Below are 17,144 nucleotides of genomic sequence, written 5' to 3' on the forward strand. Positions count from 1 at the left end.
AACCAGGAAGAGCATTCCATTTGATTTGATATCTTGTAGTACCAGAAATTATATGAAGGTTGGAAAATCACTTTTAACCATTCCTCTAAACACTATTCAATGAAAGTTGAAGAATTAATTGGCAAAGCAAAATCGTCTGAAGAGGTGAATCAATTTCTTAGCCTATTCAAAATACCCTGTGAAATATCCAGATTCCCAGATAGCTACTTCTACATTTTCTCTGAACCAAGCATTGAGGTAAAGTTCAACACATCACACTACCTTGAATGTATATTCTTCAACAATACTGGTGACGCTATAACAGACAAGTATCCTATTGAATTTCCTTACGGATTAACCATGTTTGACACCAGGGAATTAATAGAAGAAAAGATAGGTACTCCCGAGCGTGTATCTAAAGGTAATGGACACTTTGACTTTTGGACCAGCCATCCCGAGGTGGGTGTGTCTTTCACCTACAATACTTTTGATAAAAACAATTATGGAACAACCATAAAACACATCTGCTTTTCTGAGCCAGAAACAGAACTATCAAGATTATGGTTTTTAAACAAAACAAGAATATACAACTACCTACAGATTACAAGTAAAACCTACTCTCCTGCCCTTTTATCTGACATACTCCAACTGGAACCAACCAGGTTTGCCGAAGCAGGTGGAGAAGATATCTCAGAAGATGAATACACGTCTGAGGATCACTTTTGGGAGCTTTGTCTTTCAGAAAACCAATTTCTCACCCTGAAAGCGCAACTAAAAAGTTCTTTACAGTTTTTACTGGAAAAGGAGTGTTTATTAAAGTCTTTGCAGAAGAGCTGCAAACTAAAGTTAAAAATTGTTTACTACAGCTTACCTTCCAACTCCAGCCAGGCTAGTTTTAGTCTTGAATTTCTGGAAACCGTCAGCAGGCTAGGCATTGAAGTGGATATTCAAATTCAGACCTGATTGATTTATTTTTCAACAGCAAGGCTACTGGGCTATGCAGAATGGAAAGTTGTTCTTTTTTGAAAATGGTAAGAAAACAAAGACACGCACGCCAAAGGCTACAATGCTTATCTGGGGGCCTACTTTCTTCCTGACCTTTACCCCATTTTCTTTCAAAATATGCTTACATCTACTTCCTTTAAGCCAACCCTCTTCTAGTGGGCAGAATAGCTTTTCTCCAAACCCATAAGTTACCGGGCAGAACACAGCAAACTTATCCCAAAGCAAATCTTTCAATATTTAAAAACTTAATTCCATGGAAACTGTTAACCGCGCAGGCTAGCGTGCTTCTATATTCCTGCAACCGAAAAAAAGTTAAATTTGCTTTCGCTTAAGCTCCTCCGCAAACGACAGCTTAAATGACCAGGCTCGCTTGCAAATGCAAGTGCTTGTTTACCCCAATTTTCACACACGATACATGGAAGATATCATACACCCCATTCAGGACGAGCCCCAAGTTCCGATCCTGTCTATTATTGGGGGAGGCGAATTAGGAGACCTTATCCGGAGCCATGATTGGGCTTCCACAGGCCTGGGACCTATTGCGGAATGGAGCCTAAGCCTGCGGATGACTGTAAACCTAATCCTGCAGTCCCCTACCCCTATGGTGATGTTCTGGGGCGAAGACGGCACGGTGCTCTACAACGACGCTTACCGCGCATTGGCCGGTCAGAGGCACCCGGATATGCTGGGCATCAGGTTCTCTGAGAGCTGGCCCGAAACCGCTGATTTTGTGACCCAGGTTATCTCCAAGACACTACAAGGCAAGGCGCTTACTTACCGAAAACTACCTTTCACAGTTTTCAGGAACAATACCGCCGAAGAAATCTGGGTGGACCTGGACTGCAGCCCTATTTTAGGTGATTATGGCCTTCCGGCTGGCACGTTGATCATCACCAATGAGATAACCGAGAAAGTTAAGGCCGACCTGGCCTTGGTTGACCACGAAGAACGGCTGGGCGGGGTGTTCAACCAGAAGTCTGTGGGCATTGCAGAGTGCGATTTCACCGGAAAATTCATCCTGGTGAACGACAGGTTCTGTGAAATGGCGGGCCGTTCCAAGGAGGAGCTTTACCAGCTGAGCATGCAGGACATCAGCCACCCGGAGGAACTTGCGCGTAATACGGCTCTGTTCAAGGAAGCCATTAAGCACGGTACGCCCTTTGACATTGAGAAACGCTTTGTCAAACCAGACGGCTCTGAGATTTGGGTGAACAACAGTGTCTCGATGGCAAAGAACTCACATGGGGTCCCGGCCTTTGTGGTAGCTGTCTGCCTTGACATCACCGAAAGAAAAATGGCCGAAAAACACCAGAAGCTTTTCCTGGCCATGAGCGAGAACTCCTCTAATTTCATAGGTATCGCAGACACCGAAGGAAAGGTAATCTATCTGAACCCTTCGGGCCGCAGAATGGTAGGCCTGGACAGCCTGGAGGAAGCCCAGCAGACCAAAGTCATAGATTACTTCTCTGACGAAGACAAACCTTTTGTGCGGGATGTGATTTTACCGGCCCAGAACACAACCGGCTTCTGGAAGGGCGAATTCCGGTTCTGTCACTTCAAAACAGGCCAGTACATAGAGGTAGATTATAACCAGTTTACGGTAAAAGACCCCGAAACCGGAGAGGTGCTGGGTATTGCCACCGTAAGCCCAGACATTACAGACCGCAAGCGGGCAGAGGCTGCTTTAACGGAGAGCGAAGAACGCTTCCGGACCATGGCCGAGGCCTCTGGCCTGCTCATTGCCCAAACTGATCTGGAGGGGAACGCCATCTACTTCAACCAGGAATGGATGAACCTTACCGGCCGTACCCCAGAGGAACTCCTCAACTATGGTTGGGGCGAGTTCCTTCACCCAGATGACCGCGAGGGTTTTATAGAGGCGTACCAGAACGCCTTTACCCAAAGGAAAGTTTTGCAGCGCGAATTCCGGCTCCTGAACAAAGAAGGAGAATACCGTTGGCAACATGCCGTGGTGTCGCCCAGGTTTGGCCCAGATGGTACCTTTGCCGGGTACATCAGCTCCTGCGTAGACGTGACAGAGAGCAAGAAAACCCAGGAAGCCCTGGAGGAAAGCGAAGAGTGGTTTAAAACTTTTGCCAACAACATCCAGAACCTGGCCTGGGTAGCCAACCCCGATGGCTTGATTACCTGGTACAACCAGCGCTGGTACGATTTCACCGGCACCAACTTTGAAGAAATGCAGGGCCTGGGCTGGAAAAAGATCCAGCATCCGGAACATCATGAGTGGGTAGTGAAATTCGCGGCAGATGCCTGGGCCACAAAGGAAACCTGGGAAATAACCCTGCCTTTGAAAGGCAGCAATGGCGAGTACCGGTGGTTCCTGACCCGGGGCGTTCCGGTCAAAGATGCAGCCGGCAACGTTGTCCGCTGGATTGGCACCAACACAGACATTACGGAGCAGAAGAAAGCCGAAGCCGAGCTAAGCAAGTTCAAGATCATCAGTGACTATGCCTTTGACGCCTTCATTCTCATGCGGAAAGACGGCACTTTTGCCTATCTCAATGATCTGGCCCTGAAACGCTGGGGCTATACCAAAGAAGAAGCCGCCTCTCTTAACGTACCTGATATTGACCCTACCTACGGACAAGAGGTGTTTGATACAACTTTTGCCCTGGCACAGGAACAAGGCGCTATTCCCACTTTTGAAACCCTTCACAAGCGCAAGGACGGCACCATCTATCCGGTGGAGGTAAGCATGGGCGGCATTACGCTGGATGGTCAGCCCCACATGTTTGCCGTGGCCCGGGACATCACAGACCGTAAACTGGCCGAAGAAACCCTGAAACGGAGAAACGAAGAACTCCAGCGAACGAACAACGACCTGGATAACTTCATCTACACCGCCTCCCACGACCTGAAAGCGCCCATCACCAACATTGAGGGCCTGGTGAATACCCTGGTCATGGACCTGCCGCACGACATTCTGGAAACACCTGAGATAGCACCCATCATTTCCCTTATTGGGGATTCCATCTGCAGATTCAAAAACACCATCAATGACCTCACCGAGCTCACCAAGTTACAGCGCCAAAGCAGCGAAGATGTGAGCACGGTACCGTTCCAGGAAGTGTTGGACGAAATCTGCCAGGATCTGAAAGATCCTATCCAACAATCTGGGGCCATCATGGAATTGACTTCAGCCAATACCCTGAACTGCAGTTTTCCAGAAAGAACCTCAGAAGCGTGCTGTATAACTTCATCTCCAACGCCATTAAGTACCGCTCGCCGCAGCGTACTCCTCTGATCAGGATCACGTCCAAAAAAGAAGGGGATTTCTGCGTTTTAACTGTGGAAGACAACGGTTTAGGAATTGATGCTTCTCAGCAAGACAAGTTGTTCGCCATGTTCCAGCGCCTGCATGACCACGTGGAAGGCACGGGAATTGGACTGTACATTGTGAAAAAGATCATAGACAACAGCGGCGGAAAAATAGAAGTGGAAAGCGAAAAAGGAAAAGGAAGTACCTTCAAGGTGAGCTTCAAACTTTAGCAGCTTAGAAAGCCTAAATGGCCGTGCTTTTGGGCAGGTTGCGTTGCGACCATCTGCCAGAATGCACGGCCATTTTTGTTTTGTAGTCTTCCACCACTACCTATATAGGGCTTTGTTAATATTATGTGGATTGATTACTTTAGGTGCCCCTTCGTTTCAATTCTCACTTAACCTCTACTACCCGTATGAGTAGGATTGCATCTATAGGCATGGTCCTCATTTTCGCTGCCACCGTTATTTTCCACCTGCTGGTTCTCACCTCGGTGATTCCGTTTACCATTGTTGGGGGTGGTAGGATCACAAGCCAATCAGAGATGTACCCACTGGAGACGACGGCCTTGCTACTGAATATTTTCTTCCTGTTCATTGCCCTGGTGCAGGCAGACTATGTGCGCCTGAGAGTTTCTCCTAAGATTCTTTCCGGGGTACTTTGGGTCATGTTCGGGACTTTCCTGCTGAACACCGTGGGCAACCTGTTCTCAAACAGCCAACTGGAGAAGCTCATCTTCACCACTATCACTCTTATCTTAGCAGCCTTCTCCGCAATTCTGGCCATAAGCCGGACTTCTAAAACTGCTTAAGTACAGATCTTGCTTTTGACCTCTTTTCACAAAAACAGGGGCAAAACAATTAAGTATTTTCTACCTTCCCTCAAGCCTTCCGATTTAATGGGGGTCTGTCATTACTCTTAGATCCTTGAAACTGATTTTTAGAAATAAGAACAAGATTCTTCTACTCTTAGCACTGTTGCTAACTGTTACGGGATGTGGCAATGCCAAAACCGAGACCGGTGCCCAGAAGAACGCCCAAAGTAGTAATGCATCTGAACCTGTCCTCATTAATTATGGCGTGGTGAAGGCGTACCCGCATGACACCACCGCTTTTACTGAGGGTTTCCTGGTGCACGAAGGCAAACTTTATGAAAGCACGGGCTCTCCGGCAGATTTAACACAAACCAAATCACTCATTGGTGTAGTGGATTTAGCCACAGGACAACTTGATGTAAAAGTAGAATTAGACCGCAACAGGTATTTTGGGGAAGGGATTGCCATCCTGAAAGACAGATTATACCAACTCACCTATGTGAGTAAGGTTGGTTTTGTGTATGATGTAAATACCTTTAAGCGGACGAATGAGTTTACCTACCCAAGCAAAGAAGGCTGGGGCATGACCACAGACGGAACGCACCTGATCATGAGTGATGGCACCAGCAAATTAACCTACCTCAATCCTACCACCTTCAAAGAAGAGAAAACCATAACCGTCCAAGACCCTAACGGACCGGTGGAGAACATCAATGAGTTAGAGTACATCAAGGGCTTCCTGTACGCCAATGTGTACACCACCAACACCATCCTCAAGATTGACCCTAGTTCCGGAAAAGTAGTCGGGAAGCTGGACTTGACTTCATTGGAGCAGGATGCCAAATCCAAGAAACCAAATGCTTTAGAGTTGAACGGCATTGCCTATGACAGTACCGCTGGCAAAGTGTATGTAACCGGTAAACTGTGGCCTAACATCTACGAAATCAAGTTCAGCTACTAGCTCCGTTTGAGTGCTCCTAAGGCTACCCAGTGCTGCTATTTAATTTTCAGAAACTTGTGAAATATTCTGGTTTCACTAAACCTCTGCCCTCTTCCGTTTGTTTGATTAATAGACAAGCAGAAGAAGATGGAAAACACAGATTTCAATACCAATCAGCAAAAAGAGACCAGAAACAGAATTATTGATGCCTTCATTGGTCATGTGCTGGAGACCGGAAAACAGCCGGTGTCGGTGTATAAGTTTGCCCAGAGCTTGGGTATTCCGGAGGAGGAGTTCTACAATTACTTCACCTCGTTTCAGGGGGTGAAAGGCGCGGTGTGGGACCGCATCTTTGATGAGACCTACGCCACCATGCGCGCCCAGGAAGTATACCAATCTTACTCGGCCAGAGAGAAGTTACTGGCGTTTTACTACACCTGGGTAGAAGTCCTGAAAAAGAACCGCAGCTACCTGCTCGCCTTGTATGAAGGCCACGCAGACTTCAAGAAAATAACGCCCCAGGAGGTCAGAAGCTTCAGAGACAAATTCAAAACCTTCGCCAAAGGCATTATCCAGGAAGGCAAAGCCGAAGGCGAGATCGTGGACCGCAAATACATCTCTGACAAGTACGATGAAGCCCTTTGGCTGGAGACGCTGTTTATCTTTCAGTTCTGGCTCAGAGACACCTCCGTCTCCTTCGAGAAAACCGATGTGGCCATTGAGAAATCCGTGCGGCTGGCCTTCGACCTGATTGGCAGAACCGCCGTGGACTCTTTCGTGGATTTGGCCAAATTCCTTTACCAGTCTAAATAACCTTCATGAGCAGTACCCAACCAGAGCAAAACCATATCCCCACCTCCAAAGTACAGCGGGCCACCAAATTCATTGGTACCGGTGCCAAAGTAGGCGGGAACTACATAAAGCATTACGCCAAGAAGATGGTGAACCCATCGCTGAGCAAAGAGGAACTGCACACCAGCAACGCCGAGGACATCTACGCTTCCCTGAGCGAGCTGAAAGGCAGCGCCCTCAAAGTGGCCCAGATGATGTCTATGGACAAGAACATCCTGCCGCAGGCGTATCAGGATAAATTCACCATGGCGCAGTACAGCGCGCCGCCGCTCTCCTACCCCTTGGTAGTGAGAACTTTCCAGAAGTCGTTCGGGAAAGCACCGGAGGCCCTGTTTGATACGTTTACCACATCGGCAGTGAATGCCGCTTCCATTGGGCAGGTGCACAAAGCCACTAAGAACGGCAAGACCTTCGCGGTGAAGGTGCAGTACCCCGGCGTGGCCGATAGTGTTACCTCTGACCTGCGCATGGTGAAGCCGTTTGCCCACCGGTTGTTGAACATGAACGAAAAGGAAATCAGCCATTACATGGAGGAGGTGGAAGAGAAACTGCTGGAGGAAACCGACTACAAACTGGAGGTAAAACGTTCCACCGAGATCTCCCAGGCCTGTAGCCAAATTCCGCACCTGAACTTCCCGGTGTATTATCCAGAACTCAGCAGCGAGCGCATCATCACCATGGATTGGCTTGAAGGTGACCACCTGAAGGAATGGCTCGAGACAAACCCCTCGCAGGAAGCCCGGAACCAGATTGGGCAGGCTTTGTGGGACTTCTACCACCACCAGGTGCACAACCTCAAACAAGTCCACGCCGATCCGCACCCGGGAAACTTCATCGTCCAGGAAAAGGAGACTTTGGGCGTCATTGATTTTGGGTGCGTGAAAGAGATTCCGGAGGATTTCTACCGGGGTTACTTCTCGCTGTTGAAGAAAAACGCCCATCTGAACGAGGCGGAGCTTAACCAGATCTTCTTTCAACTGGATTTCCTCAGTGACCTGGACTCTCCGGCCGAGCAAGCCTATTTCAAGGGTGTTTTCAAGGAAATGATCTCTTTGCTGGGTCGGCCGTTCCACAGTGAAACGTTTGACTTCGCGGATGACGCTTACTTCAACCAGATTTACGCCTTAGGCGACAGGGTGGCCCGAGACAAGATGTTCCGGCAATCAAGGCAGGCACGGGGCTCCCGGCACGGCCTTTTTGTGAACAGAACCTATTTTGGCTTATACAGCCTGCTCAACCAACTCAGAGCCCAGATCAACACCACCAAGCCAGATTGGTTGAAATAAAGGAAAGCAGTGCTGTTGCCCCAGGGCTTGCCCAATTGTGGTACCTTTGCCCCCAGGCGACAGCACTGTTTTTGATTTTACCGTTTCATGCTTCCAAAAAAGAAAGAGCAACCCAAAGAGAAAGAGGGTTTACACCCCCGCAACAAGCACCGCGAGCGCTATGATTTCAAGAAGTTGATCGCGAGCTGCCCTGAGTTGCGCCCTTTTGTGCGGGTGAATGATTTCAAGGATGAATCAGTTGATTTCTTCAACCCCGAGGCGGTTAAAACACTCAACAAGGCGCTGCTGAAGCATTTCTACGGCATCAGTTATTGGGACATCCCTAAAAACTACCTGTGTTCGCCCATACCGGGCAGGGCAGATTACATCCACCACATCGCGGATCTGCTGGCCAGCCTGAACCCTAAAGGGAACAAAGTACCCAAAGGCAACCGCATCAAGTGCCTGGACATTGGGGTGGGCGCCAACTGCGTGTACCCCATTATCGGGCACCAGGAGTACGGCTGGTCTTTCGTAGGCGCAGACATTGACCCGGTTTCCATTCAATCTGCGAACCAGATCATTGAGAAGAACCCCTCGCTGAAAGGCCATATAGAATGCCGGCTGCAGCCAAACCCCAAAGACATTTTCAGGGGCATTGTCCAACCAGATGAGCGCTTTGACCTGACCCTCTGCAATCCGCCCTTTCATGCCTCGGCGGCAGACGCGCAGGCCGGCACTGTGCGCAAACTCAGGAACCTGAAACAGCAGAAACCTGTAAAGCCTACCCTCAACTTCGGCGGACAGCAGAATGAACTGTGGTGCGAGGGCGGCGAAGAACGCTTCATTGGGGACATGATCAGGCAGAGCCGGCAGTTTGCCCAATCCTGCCTTTGGTTCACCACACTAGTCTCTAAAAGCGCCAACCTAAAAGGCGCCTACAAAGCCCTGCAGCAAGCCCAGGCCGTAGACGTGAAAACCATCTCTATGAGCCAGGGAAACAAAACCAGCCGCCTTGTCGCCTGGACTTTCCTCTCCCCTGATCAGCAGAAAACCTGGGTGAGCACCCGCTGGAAGTAGAACCTCTGGCTTTCTGATACGCCTGGGCTGCGTCAGGTTTAATGCCAAGCACATCCTGTTTTGAGCTTGCTTTCTGAGAAACAAGCCCAAAACAAACCTCCTAATAGCTCAAAACTAAGGCAAACCTCATGATATTCAATTTCATTTGAGTATATTCAATATACTCTTCAGCCACGCTCCTTCCCTGCTGTTTCAGGGCCGGCTTTCCGGTGATTACAGGCCAGTCGCAAAAAGCAGCGGGCAAATTTCAACCGCCACTTAAACCCAAACTCACCTCCACAACTTTTCACGCCGCAGATAAACCCTAACCAGGTGGAGACCAAAAACCACCTAAAAAACGGGGCCATCCCGAAAAGCCAGACGAGTAGGGGAAACTTAAATCACAAAGCCATGCCTAAGTATGTAATTGAAAGGGAAGTTCCTGGTGCCAGCAAACTCACCGCTGAGCAGTTGCAGGAAATAGCCCAGATCTCCAATGGGGTACTCCTTGAGATGGGCCCCGAGATTCAGTGGCTCCACAGCTATGTGGCCGGCGACAAAATCTACTGCGTGTATATTTCCCCGGATGAAGAAATGATCAGGGAACATGCCAAACGCGGCGGCTTCCCGGCTGACAGAATCAACAAGGTAGCCAACATCATTGACCCGGTCACCGCAGAGTAAGCTTTGCCTTAAAGCACGTTCTATTTTGCGCTTATTTCAGAAAAACGGCCCTCAAACAGAAGAAGCCCACCTGGCCGGTCATTGGCAAGATGGGCTTCTCTCTTTTGGGGTTACCCTAATAAACCAAACGCGTATAACTACTTAAAAACAAACACAACCGCGTACGCTCCCTTAGAACAGCCCAAAAGAAATCCCATTCTCTCCTTTACAGAATTAAGACAGGGCTGCTGACTTTGACCTGGTGGATGTAACATCATTTAAGCGTACCATTATGAGAGTAGATCAGGAATTTGATACTTCCCGGGCCCAGGCGTTTGAGAACAACCTGGTAGACACCATGAACAAAAGCGCCCTCTCCTTCATGATCTCCATCGGGCACCGGGTGGGCTTGTTTGACACCATGAGCCAGATGGATTTTGCCAGTTCCATGGACATCGCCGAACGGGCCCGCCTGGACGAGCGCTACGTACGGGAATGGCTGGGCGCTATGGTCACCGGTGGCATTGTCATCTATGCCCCCGAGACCCGCACCTATTACCTGCCCCCTGAACATGCCGCTTACCTTACCCGCCAGGCCGGATCTGATAACCTGGCGGTGTTTGCGCAGTACAGCGCCGTAATGGGCCAGGTTGAAAACCAGATTGTGGAATGCTTCAAACACGGCGGCGGCGTGCCTTACGCAGAATTCCACCGGTTCCATGAGGTCATGGCCGAAGACAGCGGGCAGTCGGTGCTGGCTTCTCTGGAGAGCCATGTATTGCCGTTGGTGCCAGACCTGCGGGAGAAACTGGAGAAAGGCATTCACGTGCTCGATGTGGGCTGCGGCTCGGGCAGAATCATCAACCGGTTGGCCTCCATGTTCCACCGGTCCCATTTCACCGGCATTGACTTCTCTTCAGACGCCATCGCTGATGCCAACGCCCAGACCGCCGCTTTAGGTCTGGAGAACGTCCATTTCAAGCTTAAAGACCTATCAGACTTCCACCACGATGCGCCGGAGGAGAAATATGACCTCATCACCACCTTTGACGCCATCCATGACCAGGGACAACCACTCAACGTTCTGCGGGGCATTCACAAGGCGCTCAAGAAAGACGGCGTGTACCTCATGCAGGAAATTGGGGGGACCAGCCACCTGGAAGAAGACATGAAACACCCCATCGCGCCGTTCCTGTACACAGTTTCCTGTATGCACTGCATGACCGTATCGCTGGCGCAGCACGGCGAAGGCCTGGGCGCCATGTGGGGCGAGGAAGTGACCATGGATTACCTCAACCGCGCTGGCTTCACCAATATCCAGACCCATAAACTGCCCCACGACATCCAGAATCTCTGGTACGTGATCAGGAAATAATCTGGGCCGCGATGCCTCAGAACAGGTTTCTGTTTCAGGGCCTTTTTACTAAAAACAAAGTAAGAATCAGCCGGGAGATGTAGTCTCCGGCTGATTCTTGCTTTGTGCCCTACCCTCTTTCTGCCACTCAGTTATTGGAGGGAAGGCTATTTTGAACTTACTTTTAAAGAAACGCACCTAAAACCCCGACTGATGATTACCAACTTCAGAGAAGCTACTGTGGCCGACATTCCGCAGATGCAGGTGGTACGCCACGCCGTGAAAGAGAACGTGCTTTCTAACCCTGCCCTGGTAACCGATGCTGCGGTGGAGGAATACATCACCAAACGCGGAAAAGCCTGGGTGGCCGAAGTGGAAAACCAGGTAGTGGGTTTCTCCATCGCGGATCTGCAGGATCACTGCATCTGGGCCCTGTTCGTGGACCCCGCCTATGAGAAAATGGGCATCGGGAGAAAGCTGCATGACTTGATGCTGGACTGGTATTTCGGGCAGACGGGGGAGAAAGTCTGGCTGGGCACCACTCCCAACACGCGGGCCGCAGCCTTCTACCGCACCGCCGGCTGGCGCGAAGTGGGCACCCACGGCAAAAACGAAATCAAGTTTGAAATGACCTCGGAGGAATGGGCCCAGAGAAAAGCGAATGCTTCTGCAGCCCACCAACGGTAGGAAAGTCTGTAACAGTGAAATATAGACACTCCTGCGAAGTCATTGCTGGAGACGACTGGCCATTTTTGGGCTCCTTTCTGAAGAACGGGCTGAAATCAATTCGCGGCAATCTACCGCCCGGCCTGATGCCATTAAGTACGTGACCAGAAACGCAGAAGCCTCCCCATTTCAAAGATTAAAGTATACAGAAACCTTACCCTCCCGCGTTAAATGCTTAATTTTGACCTTCCTTTCTCCCCAATCAGGAAAGGAGGCTTTATTTTAAGTATTTAGAAAGTAAAATGATTACAAAAACACTCTGCGTTCTCGCAACTATGGCTATAGGACTACTGGCCAGTGAACAAGCGGCGGGTCAGGCCAAAGACAAAAACAACCCCCTTTTACAGAAGTACAACACCCCCCACCAGGTACCGCCTTTCCACCTGATCAAGAATGAGCACTTCAAACCCGCTCTGCAGGAAGGCATCAGGGTAAACCAGCAGGAGATTGACGCCATTGTCAACAACCCCAAGGCACCCACGTTTGAGAACACCATTGTGGCCATGGAAAACGCCGGCCAGCTTCTGGGTCGCGTGTCAACGGTTTTCTATAACCTCAACTCGGCCAACACCAACGAGGAGATCCAGAAAATAGCCCGCGAGATTGCCCCTGAGCTATCGGCGCACAGCGACAACATCATCCTGAACAAGAAATTGTTTGAGCGGGTGAAAACGGTCTGGAATAGCAAAAAAGACCTGAAACTGACCGCAGAGCAGCAGAAACTGCTGGAAGAGACTTACAAATCCTTCGTGCGCAGCGGCGCCAACCTAAATGATGCCGACAAAGACAAACTGAAGAAGATCAACGGCGAGCTGTCGCTCCTGAGCCTGCAGTACGGCCAGAACATCTTAGCCGAGACGAACGCCTACCAACTGGTGATTGACGACAAGAAAGACCTGGCCGGCCTGCCCGAGGGTTTAGTTGCCGCCGCCGCTGATGCCGCCAAACAAGCCGGCAAACCGGGCAAATGGGTTTTCACCCTGCACAACCCCAGCGTGATGCCGTTCCTGCAGTACGCCGACAACCGCGAGCTGCGCAAGCAGATCTGGGAGGCGTACTCACTGCGCGGAAACAACAATAACGCCAACGACAACAAAGAAGTCCTGCGCAAAATTGTGAACCTGCGCCGCGAAAAAGCGCAGCTGCTGGCCTACAAAACCCACGCGCACTACGTGCTGGAAGAAACCATGGCCAAGTCTCCGGAGAACGTGAACAAACTGCTGGACCAACTGTGGGCCCCGGCCCTGGCTGTAGCCAGGCAGGAAGAGCGCGACATCCAGAAAATGATTGATGCCTCCGGCGCCAAGTTCAAAGTAGCGCCGTACGACTGGCGTTATTATACCGAGAAAATCCGGAAGGAGCGCTTTGACCTGGACGAGCAGGAATTGAAACCCTATTTCAGCCTGGAGAACATCCGCAAGGGCGTTTTCACGGTCACCGAGAAACTCTACGGCCTCAGGTTCAAAGAGCTGCCTAACCTGCCTAAATACCACCAGGACGTAACCGCCTACGAAGTATCTGAGGCAGACGGTACGTTGGTAGGCGTGATCTACATGGACTTCTTCCCGCGCGCTTCTAAAAGAAGCGGTGCCTGGATGACCTCTTACCGCAGCCAGAAAACTGAGAAAGGCAAACGCCTGGCCCCGGTGGTGTCTATTGTCTGCAACTTCACCAAACCAACCGGCGATGCCCCGGCCCTGTTGACCTTTGACGAGGTAACCACCTACTTCCATGAGTTCGGGCACGCCCTGCACGGTCTGTTGTCTAACGTGACCTACGAGAGCATGGCCGGCACCTCAGTACCGCGCGACTTCGTGGAACTGCCTTCGCAGATCATGGAGAACTGGGCCGCCGAGCCTGAGGTCCTGAAAATGTACGGCACGCACTACAAAACCGGACAGCTGATCTCCAATGAGCTGATCCAGAAAATGAAGAAAGCCGGCACCTTCAACCAAGGCTTCGAGACCACCGAGTATTTGGCGGCCTCTTTGCTGGACTTGGCTTACCATACCCAAACCCAGAACCTTGAGGGCGACATCAACCAGTTTGAGAAGTCCTCTATGAGCAAAGTGGGCTTGCCTGAGCAGATCATTCCGCGTTACAGAAGCACCTACTTCAGCCACATCTTCTCCGGCGGATACTCAGCGGGCTACTACAGCTACATCTGGTCTGGCGTATTGGACACCGATGCCTTTCAGGTCTTCAAGGAAAATGGTCTGTTCAACAAAGAGAAAGCCCAGTCCTTCAGAAAGAACATTCTGGAGAAAGGCGGCACCGCCGATCCTATGGAACTCTACAAGAAGTTCAGAGGCGCTGAGCCCAGCATTCAGCCTTTGCTCAAGAAGCGTGGTCTGACTCCGGTGAGTTTGTAAGCCATTTTCATCAAAAGAAGGCAAAAACAAAGGCCTTCTTCTAGCTGAATACCAATCGGCCCTTTGCAGGTAAAACTGTAAGGGGCCGATTTTTTTGTGCCTTTAATATGTGCCTTTAATATCTGATTCACCTCTGCTACATTGGTGCCCCTATGATGGAGAGCACACCGTTGGCCAGACAGTCTTTCCAGTAGGTGAGAAAAGAGCGCTCGCTGCGGCGTTTGACTTGGATCTTGCCCTCGCGCGGGGCTTTGCCGTCTTCCTCACTCTCTGATTTCAAGACCACCGTGTTGGCCACCAGCGATTTCAGTTTATTCCCCAGGCCCTGCTTCTTCTTTTCCTCTTTCTTGCTTAGGAGGTCAATCTTGAAGTCATCGTACTGCAGTTGCATGGAACCTTGCGCCGAGGTTTTGGTTAGTTCTACCTTGAACGTGCCCCGCTGCAGAACTCCGCTTTTCACGCGCACAAACATACTGGGTTCCATCATTGGATTCAGGATGGCCGGATAACCCTTCCCAATGGTGCCCTCCATGGAATGGTAGCCGTTGGGGTCCAGCAAAGCCAGCCGTATGGTGGCCTGCATGGGGGCCTTGCCCATAAGCAACCCGCTGCCCTTCAACACCGCCGGGTGCTTCTTAGAGATGAGGTTTTTGTCATTGGTGAGGTTGGTGAGCGTGAGGTCTATGTTGCTGCCCGTGACATAGCCGGTTTTGAAGGCTTTCTCGGCCAGTTCCTCGTAGCGCACGTACATGTCACGCACTTTGGCCGTACGGATATTCACCCCGAAGGTAAGTTTCTGCACCAGGTCATGGGGCATGAGGCCCGAGCCTTTGGCTGGATAGTTCTTCCCGTCTTTGTAGGCATTCACCTGAGGCTTATAAGCTACCAGAGACCCGATGTACACGTTGGAGTTCCGCGATAAAGTCCCGAAGTCTACGTTACTCAACCTCAACTCCGGTACCTGCACGTTGAACCTGGTCACGGCCGCCCCGGCTTTTCTGGACATCTGGGCGGCGCTGGCCAAAGGGATGAGCTGCAAGCGGGTTAAAGTAAATTCCCGCTTTTGGGTAGAGGCCTGCAGGGGACCGACTTTGAGTTTGTAGTTTCCGTTGGGCAGCCAAAACGAGGCCTCTTTCACCTTGGCTATGATTTTTTTGCTGTAGAACGCGCGGGCGGTATCCTGGAAAGCGGCGCTGTCCAGCTTGATACCCTCGGCCTCCAACTCCACCCCAGACACGGAGAGAAGCTCGGCCTGGCTGCCAGGTTTGTTTTTGAACCGGAACGCCCCGTCTTTGACCCTGATCTCGTTTATGCCCATCTTCCGGAACTGCTCACCCACCGTCTCGTGCAGCGGCTGCGAGGTGGTGTCTTCTTTCATTTGCCGCAAAACCCACTGCGGTTGGTCCAGCTGGATTGAGCTCAGGCTGAATGCCCCGCCAAACAATAGTTTTATGTAACTGATGCCCTGCACCTGCACCCGATGGGCGGTGAGGTCTGAGATGCTGGCCGGAGCCTGGGCTGGGGAAGACTTTTGCAGCTGTTTCCAGACGGCCTCGTGCGGAACCAGGCGCAGGGAATCCAACCGGGCAGATCCCGCCAGCAGCGACACCTCCAGCTTGGCCAGTTGCAGGGAATACAGCCCTTTAGATTGGGTAGTGATCTGCTTCTGCAGCTTCTCCTCGGCCCAGGAGTTGAGGTTATGAGATACCACCAGCAGCAGCACCATAACCACCAGCAGCACCGAGGCGCCTCCTACAAGGTACTTCTTCCTATTCGACCTATTTTTAGCGGTTTGTTCCACAGCAAAAGACTTCATCCGCAACCTTCTACGCACATAACCAGAAAGCAACTGGTTTCCCCTCTCCAAAGCTTAAATTAAGCTTCCTTATTCTTGCCGCCCTGTCTGTACTGTCATACGAAACTATGCTGCCACGCACCAGACATTTTACAGCCGTTTTCTCGGAAACACCGCAGAAACAGAAAAGCCAGGCTTTATCAAAGATTTATAACCCAACCGGCACGCTCCATGGTGGTTGTATTACCGGGTAACCGTTAAGCTGGATCAGGCTAAAGAAGCCAGGTCTTTCTTGTACCTTTACAGTGCATTGCCTACCGAGTCACTTGAAACAACCCCTATGTTACCCTCTCCAGAATCCCCTGAATCTCCAGAGACCGATCACCAGGAAGCCTATTACCGCGCTTACTTCGGGGTTGACGCCGACTATTACCTCCGCAAACTGGCGCAGTACCGGGCCGGCACCAAAATCACCTTCAATATTGGGGCCTTTTTCTTCGGGATATTCTGGATGCTCTACCGCAAGCTGTACGTAGCGGGTATAATGGTGATCATAGCCCTCACCCTGGAGTCTTACCTGCTGGGCATGGCCATTGAGTACTACAAAATCTCTGACGGTAACGCCAAACTGCTGAACAATCTCTCCACCTTGTTTTGGAGTCTGCTGGTGGGTTTCCTGGGCAATTGGCTGTACCTGCGGCAGGCCGAGGCCAAAGTAAACCATGCCCTGGAAGAGGAAGACAACGAGCGTGACACAGTGGCGCGGCTCGCTTACGAAGGCAACATCACCTATATCCCACACATCATCATCGCGGCCCTCATTTTACTGCTGCTCCTCATCTTTCAGTTCGTTTCCTGACAAGAATATCAAGAACCGAGTGTTTAGGGGTCGGTGTGCAGAATCGGATTGTAAACGTTTTCACCGTATTAAAGAAAAGAATATGGGACTGATAAAAGCTCAGGGAGCAGAAGGTGCCTTTCTACTACAACGAGGAAGCCTCCAGGGCATGATATTTTTTCAGGTAAAATCTTTACTTTGA

General features: G+C 50.7%; 14 protein-coding genes. 13 read left to right on the plus strand and 1 reads right to left on the minus strand.

The genetic code is table 11. The features are described 5' to 3' along the window. Positions 1–99 precede the first annotated feature (99 nt). The 12 genes from J3P34_RS01510 to J3P34_RS01565 all read left to right on the plus strand — a co-directional run bounded on the left by J3P34_RS01510 (position 100) and on the right by J3P34_RS01565 (position 14,309). The gene (locus J3P34_RS01510; RefSeq protein WP_210486125.1) at positions 100–942 is read left to right on the plus strand and encodes a DUF4279 domain-containing protein; all 843 of its coding nucleotides are present in this window, start codon (positions 100–102) and stop codon (positions 940–942) included. A gap of 457 nt (positions 943–1,399) precedes the next feature. Continuing rightward, a complete protein-coding gene (locus J3P34_RS01515) occupies positions 1,400–4,249 on the plus strand; it encodes a PAS domain-containing protein (protein ID WP_210486126.1) in 2,850 nt (949 codons plus the stop codon). Next, positions 4,189–4,494, plus strand: a complete 306-nt coding sequence (locus J3P34_RS01520) for a sensor histidine kinase (RefSeq protein ID WP_210486127.1) — start codon at positions 4,189–4,191, stop codon at positions 4,492–4,494. The genes J3P34_RS01515 and J3P34_RS01520 overlap by 61 nt, the downstream gene beginning before the upstream one ends. 185 nt (positions 4,495–4,679) lie before the next feature. Then, the gene (locus J3P34_RS01525; RefSeq protein WP_210486128.1) at positions 4,680–5,075 is read left to right on the plus strand and encodes a hypothetical protein; all 396 of its coding nucleotides are present in this window, start codon (positions 4,680–4,682) and stop codon (positions 5,073–5,075) included. Between the two features lie 166 nt (positions 5,076–5,241). Further along, positions 5,242–6,039: a glutaminyl-peptide cyclotransferase gene (locus J3P34_RS01530; RefSeq protein ID WP_210486129.1), complete on the plus strand. Its 798-nt coding sequence runs from the start codon at positions 5,242–5,244 to the stop codon at positions 6,037–6,039. Between the two features lie 126 nt (positions 6,040–6,165). Beyond that, positions 6,166–6,831 carry a TetR/AcrR family transcriptional regulator gene (locus J3P34_RS01535; protein ID WP_210486130.1) on the plus strand — a complete coding sequence of 222 codons (666 nt, stop codon included), beginning with the start codon at positions 6,166–6,168 and terminating at the stop codon, positions 6,829–6,831. 5 nt (positions 6,832–6,836) lie between these two features. After that, on the plus strand, positions 6,837–8,156 hold the full coding sequence (locus J3P34_RS01540) for an ABC1 kinase family protein (protein WP_210486131.1): 1,320 nt from the start codon (positions 6,837–6,839) through the stop codon (positions 8,154–8,156). A gap of 87 nt (positions 8,157–8,243) precedes the next feature. Next, the gene (rlmF, locus tag J3P34_RS01545) at positions 8,244–9,215 is read left to right on the plus strand and encodes a 23S rRNA (adenine(1618)-N(6))-methyltransferase RlmF (protein WP_210486132.1); all 972 of its coding nucleotides are present in this window, start codon (positions 8,244–8,246) and stop codon (positions 9,213–9,215) included. 390 nt (positions 9,216–9,605) lie between these two features. Then, complete coding sequence (locus tag J3P34_RS01550; RefSeq protein WP_210486133.1) at positions 9,606–9,878, plus strand: DUF4242 domain-containing protein; 273 nt, start codon at positions 9,606–9,608, stop codon at positions 9,876–9,878. A 271-nt stretch (positions 9,879–10,149) separates the two neighbouring features. After that, positions 10,150–11,232 carry a class I SAM-dependent methyltransferase gene (locus tag J3P34_RS01555; protein WP_210486134.1) on the plus strand — a complete coding sequence of 361 codons (1,083 nt, stop codon included), beginning with the start codon at positions 10,150–10,152 and terminating at the stop codon, positions 11,230–11,232. A 192-nt stretch (positions 11,233–11,424) separates the two neighbouring features. After that, positions 11,425–11,898 carry a GNAT family N-acetyltransferase gene (locus J3P34_RS01560; RefSeq protein WP_210486135.1) on the plus strand — a complete coding sequence of 158 codons (474 nt, stop codon included), beginning with the start codon at positions 11,425–11,427 and terminating at the stop codon, positions 11,896–11,898. Positions 11,899–12,212: 314 nt separating this feature from the next. Then, positions 12,213–14,309 carry a M3 family metallopeptidase gene (locus tag J3P34_RS01565; protein WP_210486136.1) on the plus strand — a complete coding sequence of 699 codons (2,097 nt, stop codon included), beginning with the start codon at positions 12,213–12,215 and terminating at the stop codon, positions 14,307–14,309. A gap of 136 nt (positions 14,310–14,445) precedes the next feature. Here the strand turns inward: J3P34_RS01565 and J3P34_RS01570 are convergent, their stop codons facing one another. Further along, positions 14,446–16,125: a hypothetical protein gene (locus J3P34_RS01570; protein ID WP_210486137.1), complete on the minus strand. Its 1,680-nt coding sequence runs from the start codon at positions 16,123–16,125 to the stop codon at positions 14,446–14,448. Between the two features lie 319 nt (positions 16,126–16,444). Between J3P34_RS01570 and J3P34_RS01575 the strand changes: the two genes are divergently transcribed. Further along, complete coding sequence (locus J3P34_RS01575; protein WP_210486138.1) at positions 16,445–16,963, plus strand: DUF2628 domain-containing protein; 519 nt, start codon at positions 16,445–16,447, stop codon at positions 16,961–16,963. The last annotated feature ends 181 nt before the right edge of the window (positions 16,964–17,144 follow it).

The sequence above is a fragment of the Rufibacter aurantiacus genome (assembly GCF_017916345.1).
In the GTDB taxonomy this organism is placed as follows: domain Bacteria; phylum Bacteroidota; class Bacteroidia; order Cytophagales; family Hymenobacteraceae; genus Nibribacter; species Nibribacter roseolus.

Coding starts and splice junctions, on each gene's coding strand:
- J3P34_RS01550 (WP_210486133.1), top strand. CDS start 9,606: ATGCCTAAGTATGTAATTGAAAGGGAAGTTCCTGGTGCCAGCAAACTC.
- rlmF (WP_210486132.1), top strand. CDS start 8,244: ATGCTTCCAAAAAAGAAAGAGCAACCCAAAGAGAAAGAGGGTTTACAC.
- J3P34_RS01575 (WP_210486138.1), top strand. CDS start 16,445: ATGTTACCCTCTCCAGAATCCCCTGAATCTCCAGAGACCGATCACCAG.
- J3P34_RS01535 (WP_210486130.1), top strand. CDS start 6,166: ATGGAAAACACAGATTTCAATACCAATCAGCAAAAAGAGACCAGAAAC.
- J3P34_RS01560 (WP_210486135.1), top strand. CDS start 11,425: ATGATTACCAACTTCAGAGAAGCTACTGTGGCCGACATTCCGCAGATG.
- J3P34_RS01555 (WP_210486134.1), top strand. CDS start 10,150: ATGAGAGTAGATCAGGAATTTGATACTTCCCGGGCCCAGGCGTTTGAG.
- J3P34_RS01565 (WP_210486136.1), top strand. CDS start 12,213: ATGGCTATAGGACTACTGGCCAGTGAACAAGCGGCGGGTCAGGCCAAA.
- J3P34_RS01510 (WP_210486125.1), top strand. CDS start 100: ATGAAAGTTGAAGAATTAATTGGCAAAGCAAAATCGTCTGAAGAGGTG.
- J3P34_RS01540 (WP_210486131.1), top strand. CDS start 6,837: ATGAGCAGTACCCAACCAGAGCAAAACCATATCCCCACCTCCAAAGTA.
- J3P34_RS01525 (WP_210486128.1), top strand. CDS start 4,680: ATGAGTAGGATTGCATCTATAGGCATGGTCCTCATTTTCGCTGCCACC.
- J3P34_RS01515 (WP_210486126.1), top strand. CDS start 1,400: ATGGAAGATATCATACACCCCATTCAGGACGAGCCCCAAGTTCCGATC.
- J3P34_RS01570 (WP_210486137.1), bottom strand. CDS start 16,125: ATGAAGTCTTTTGCTGTGGAACAAACCGCTAAAAATAGGTCGAATAGG.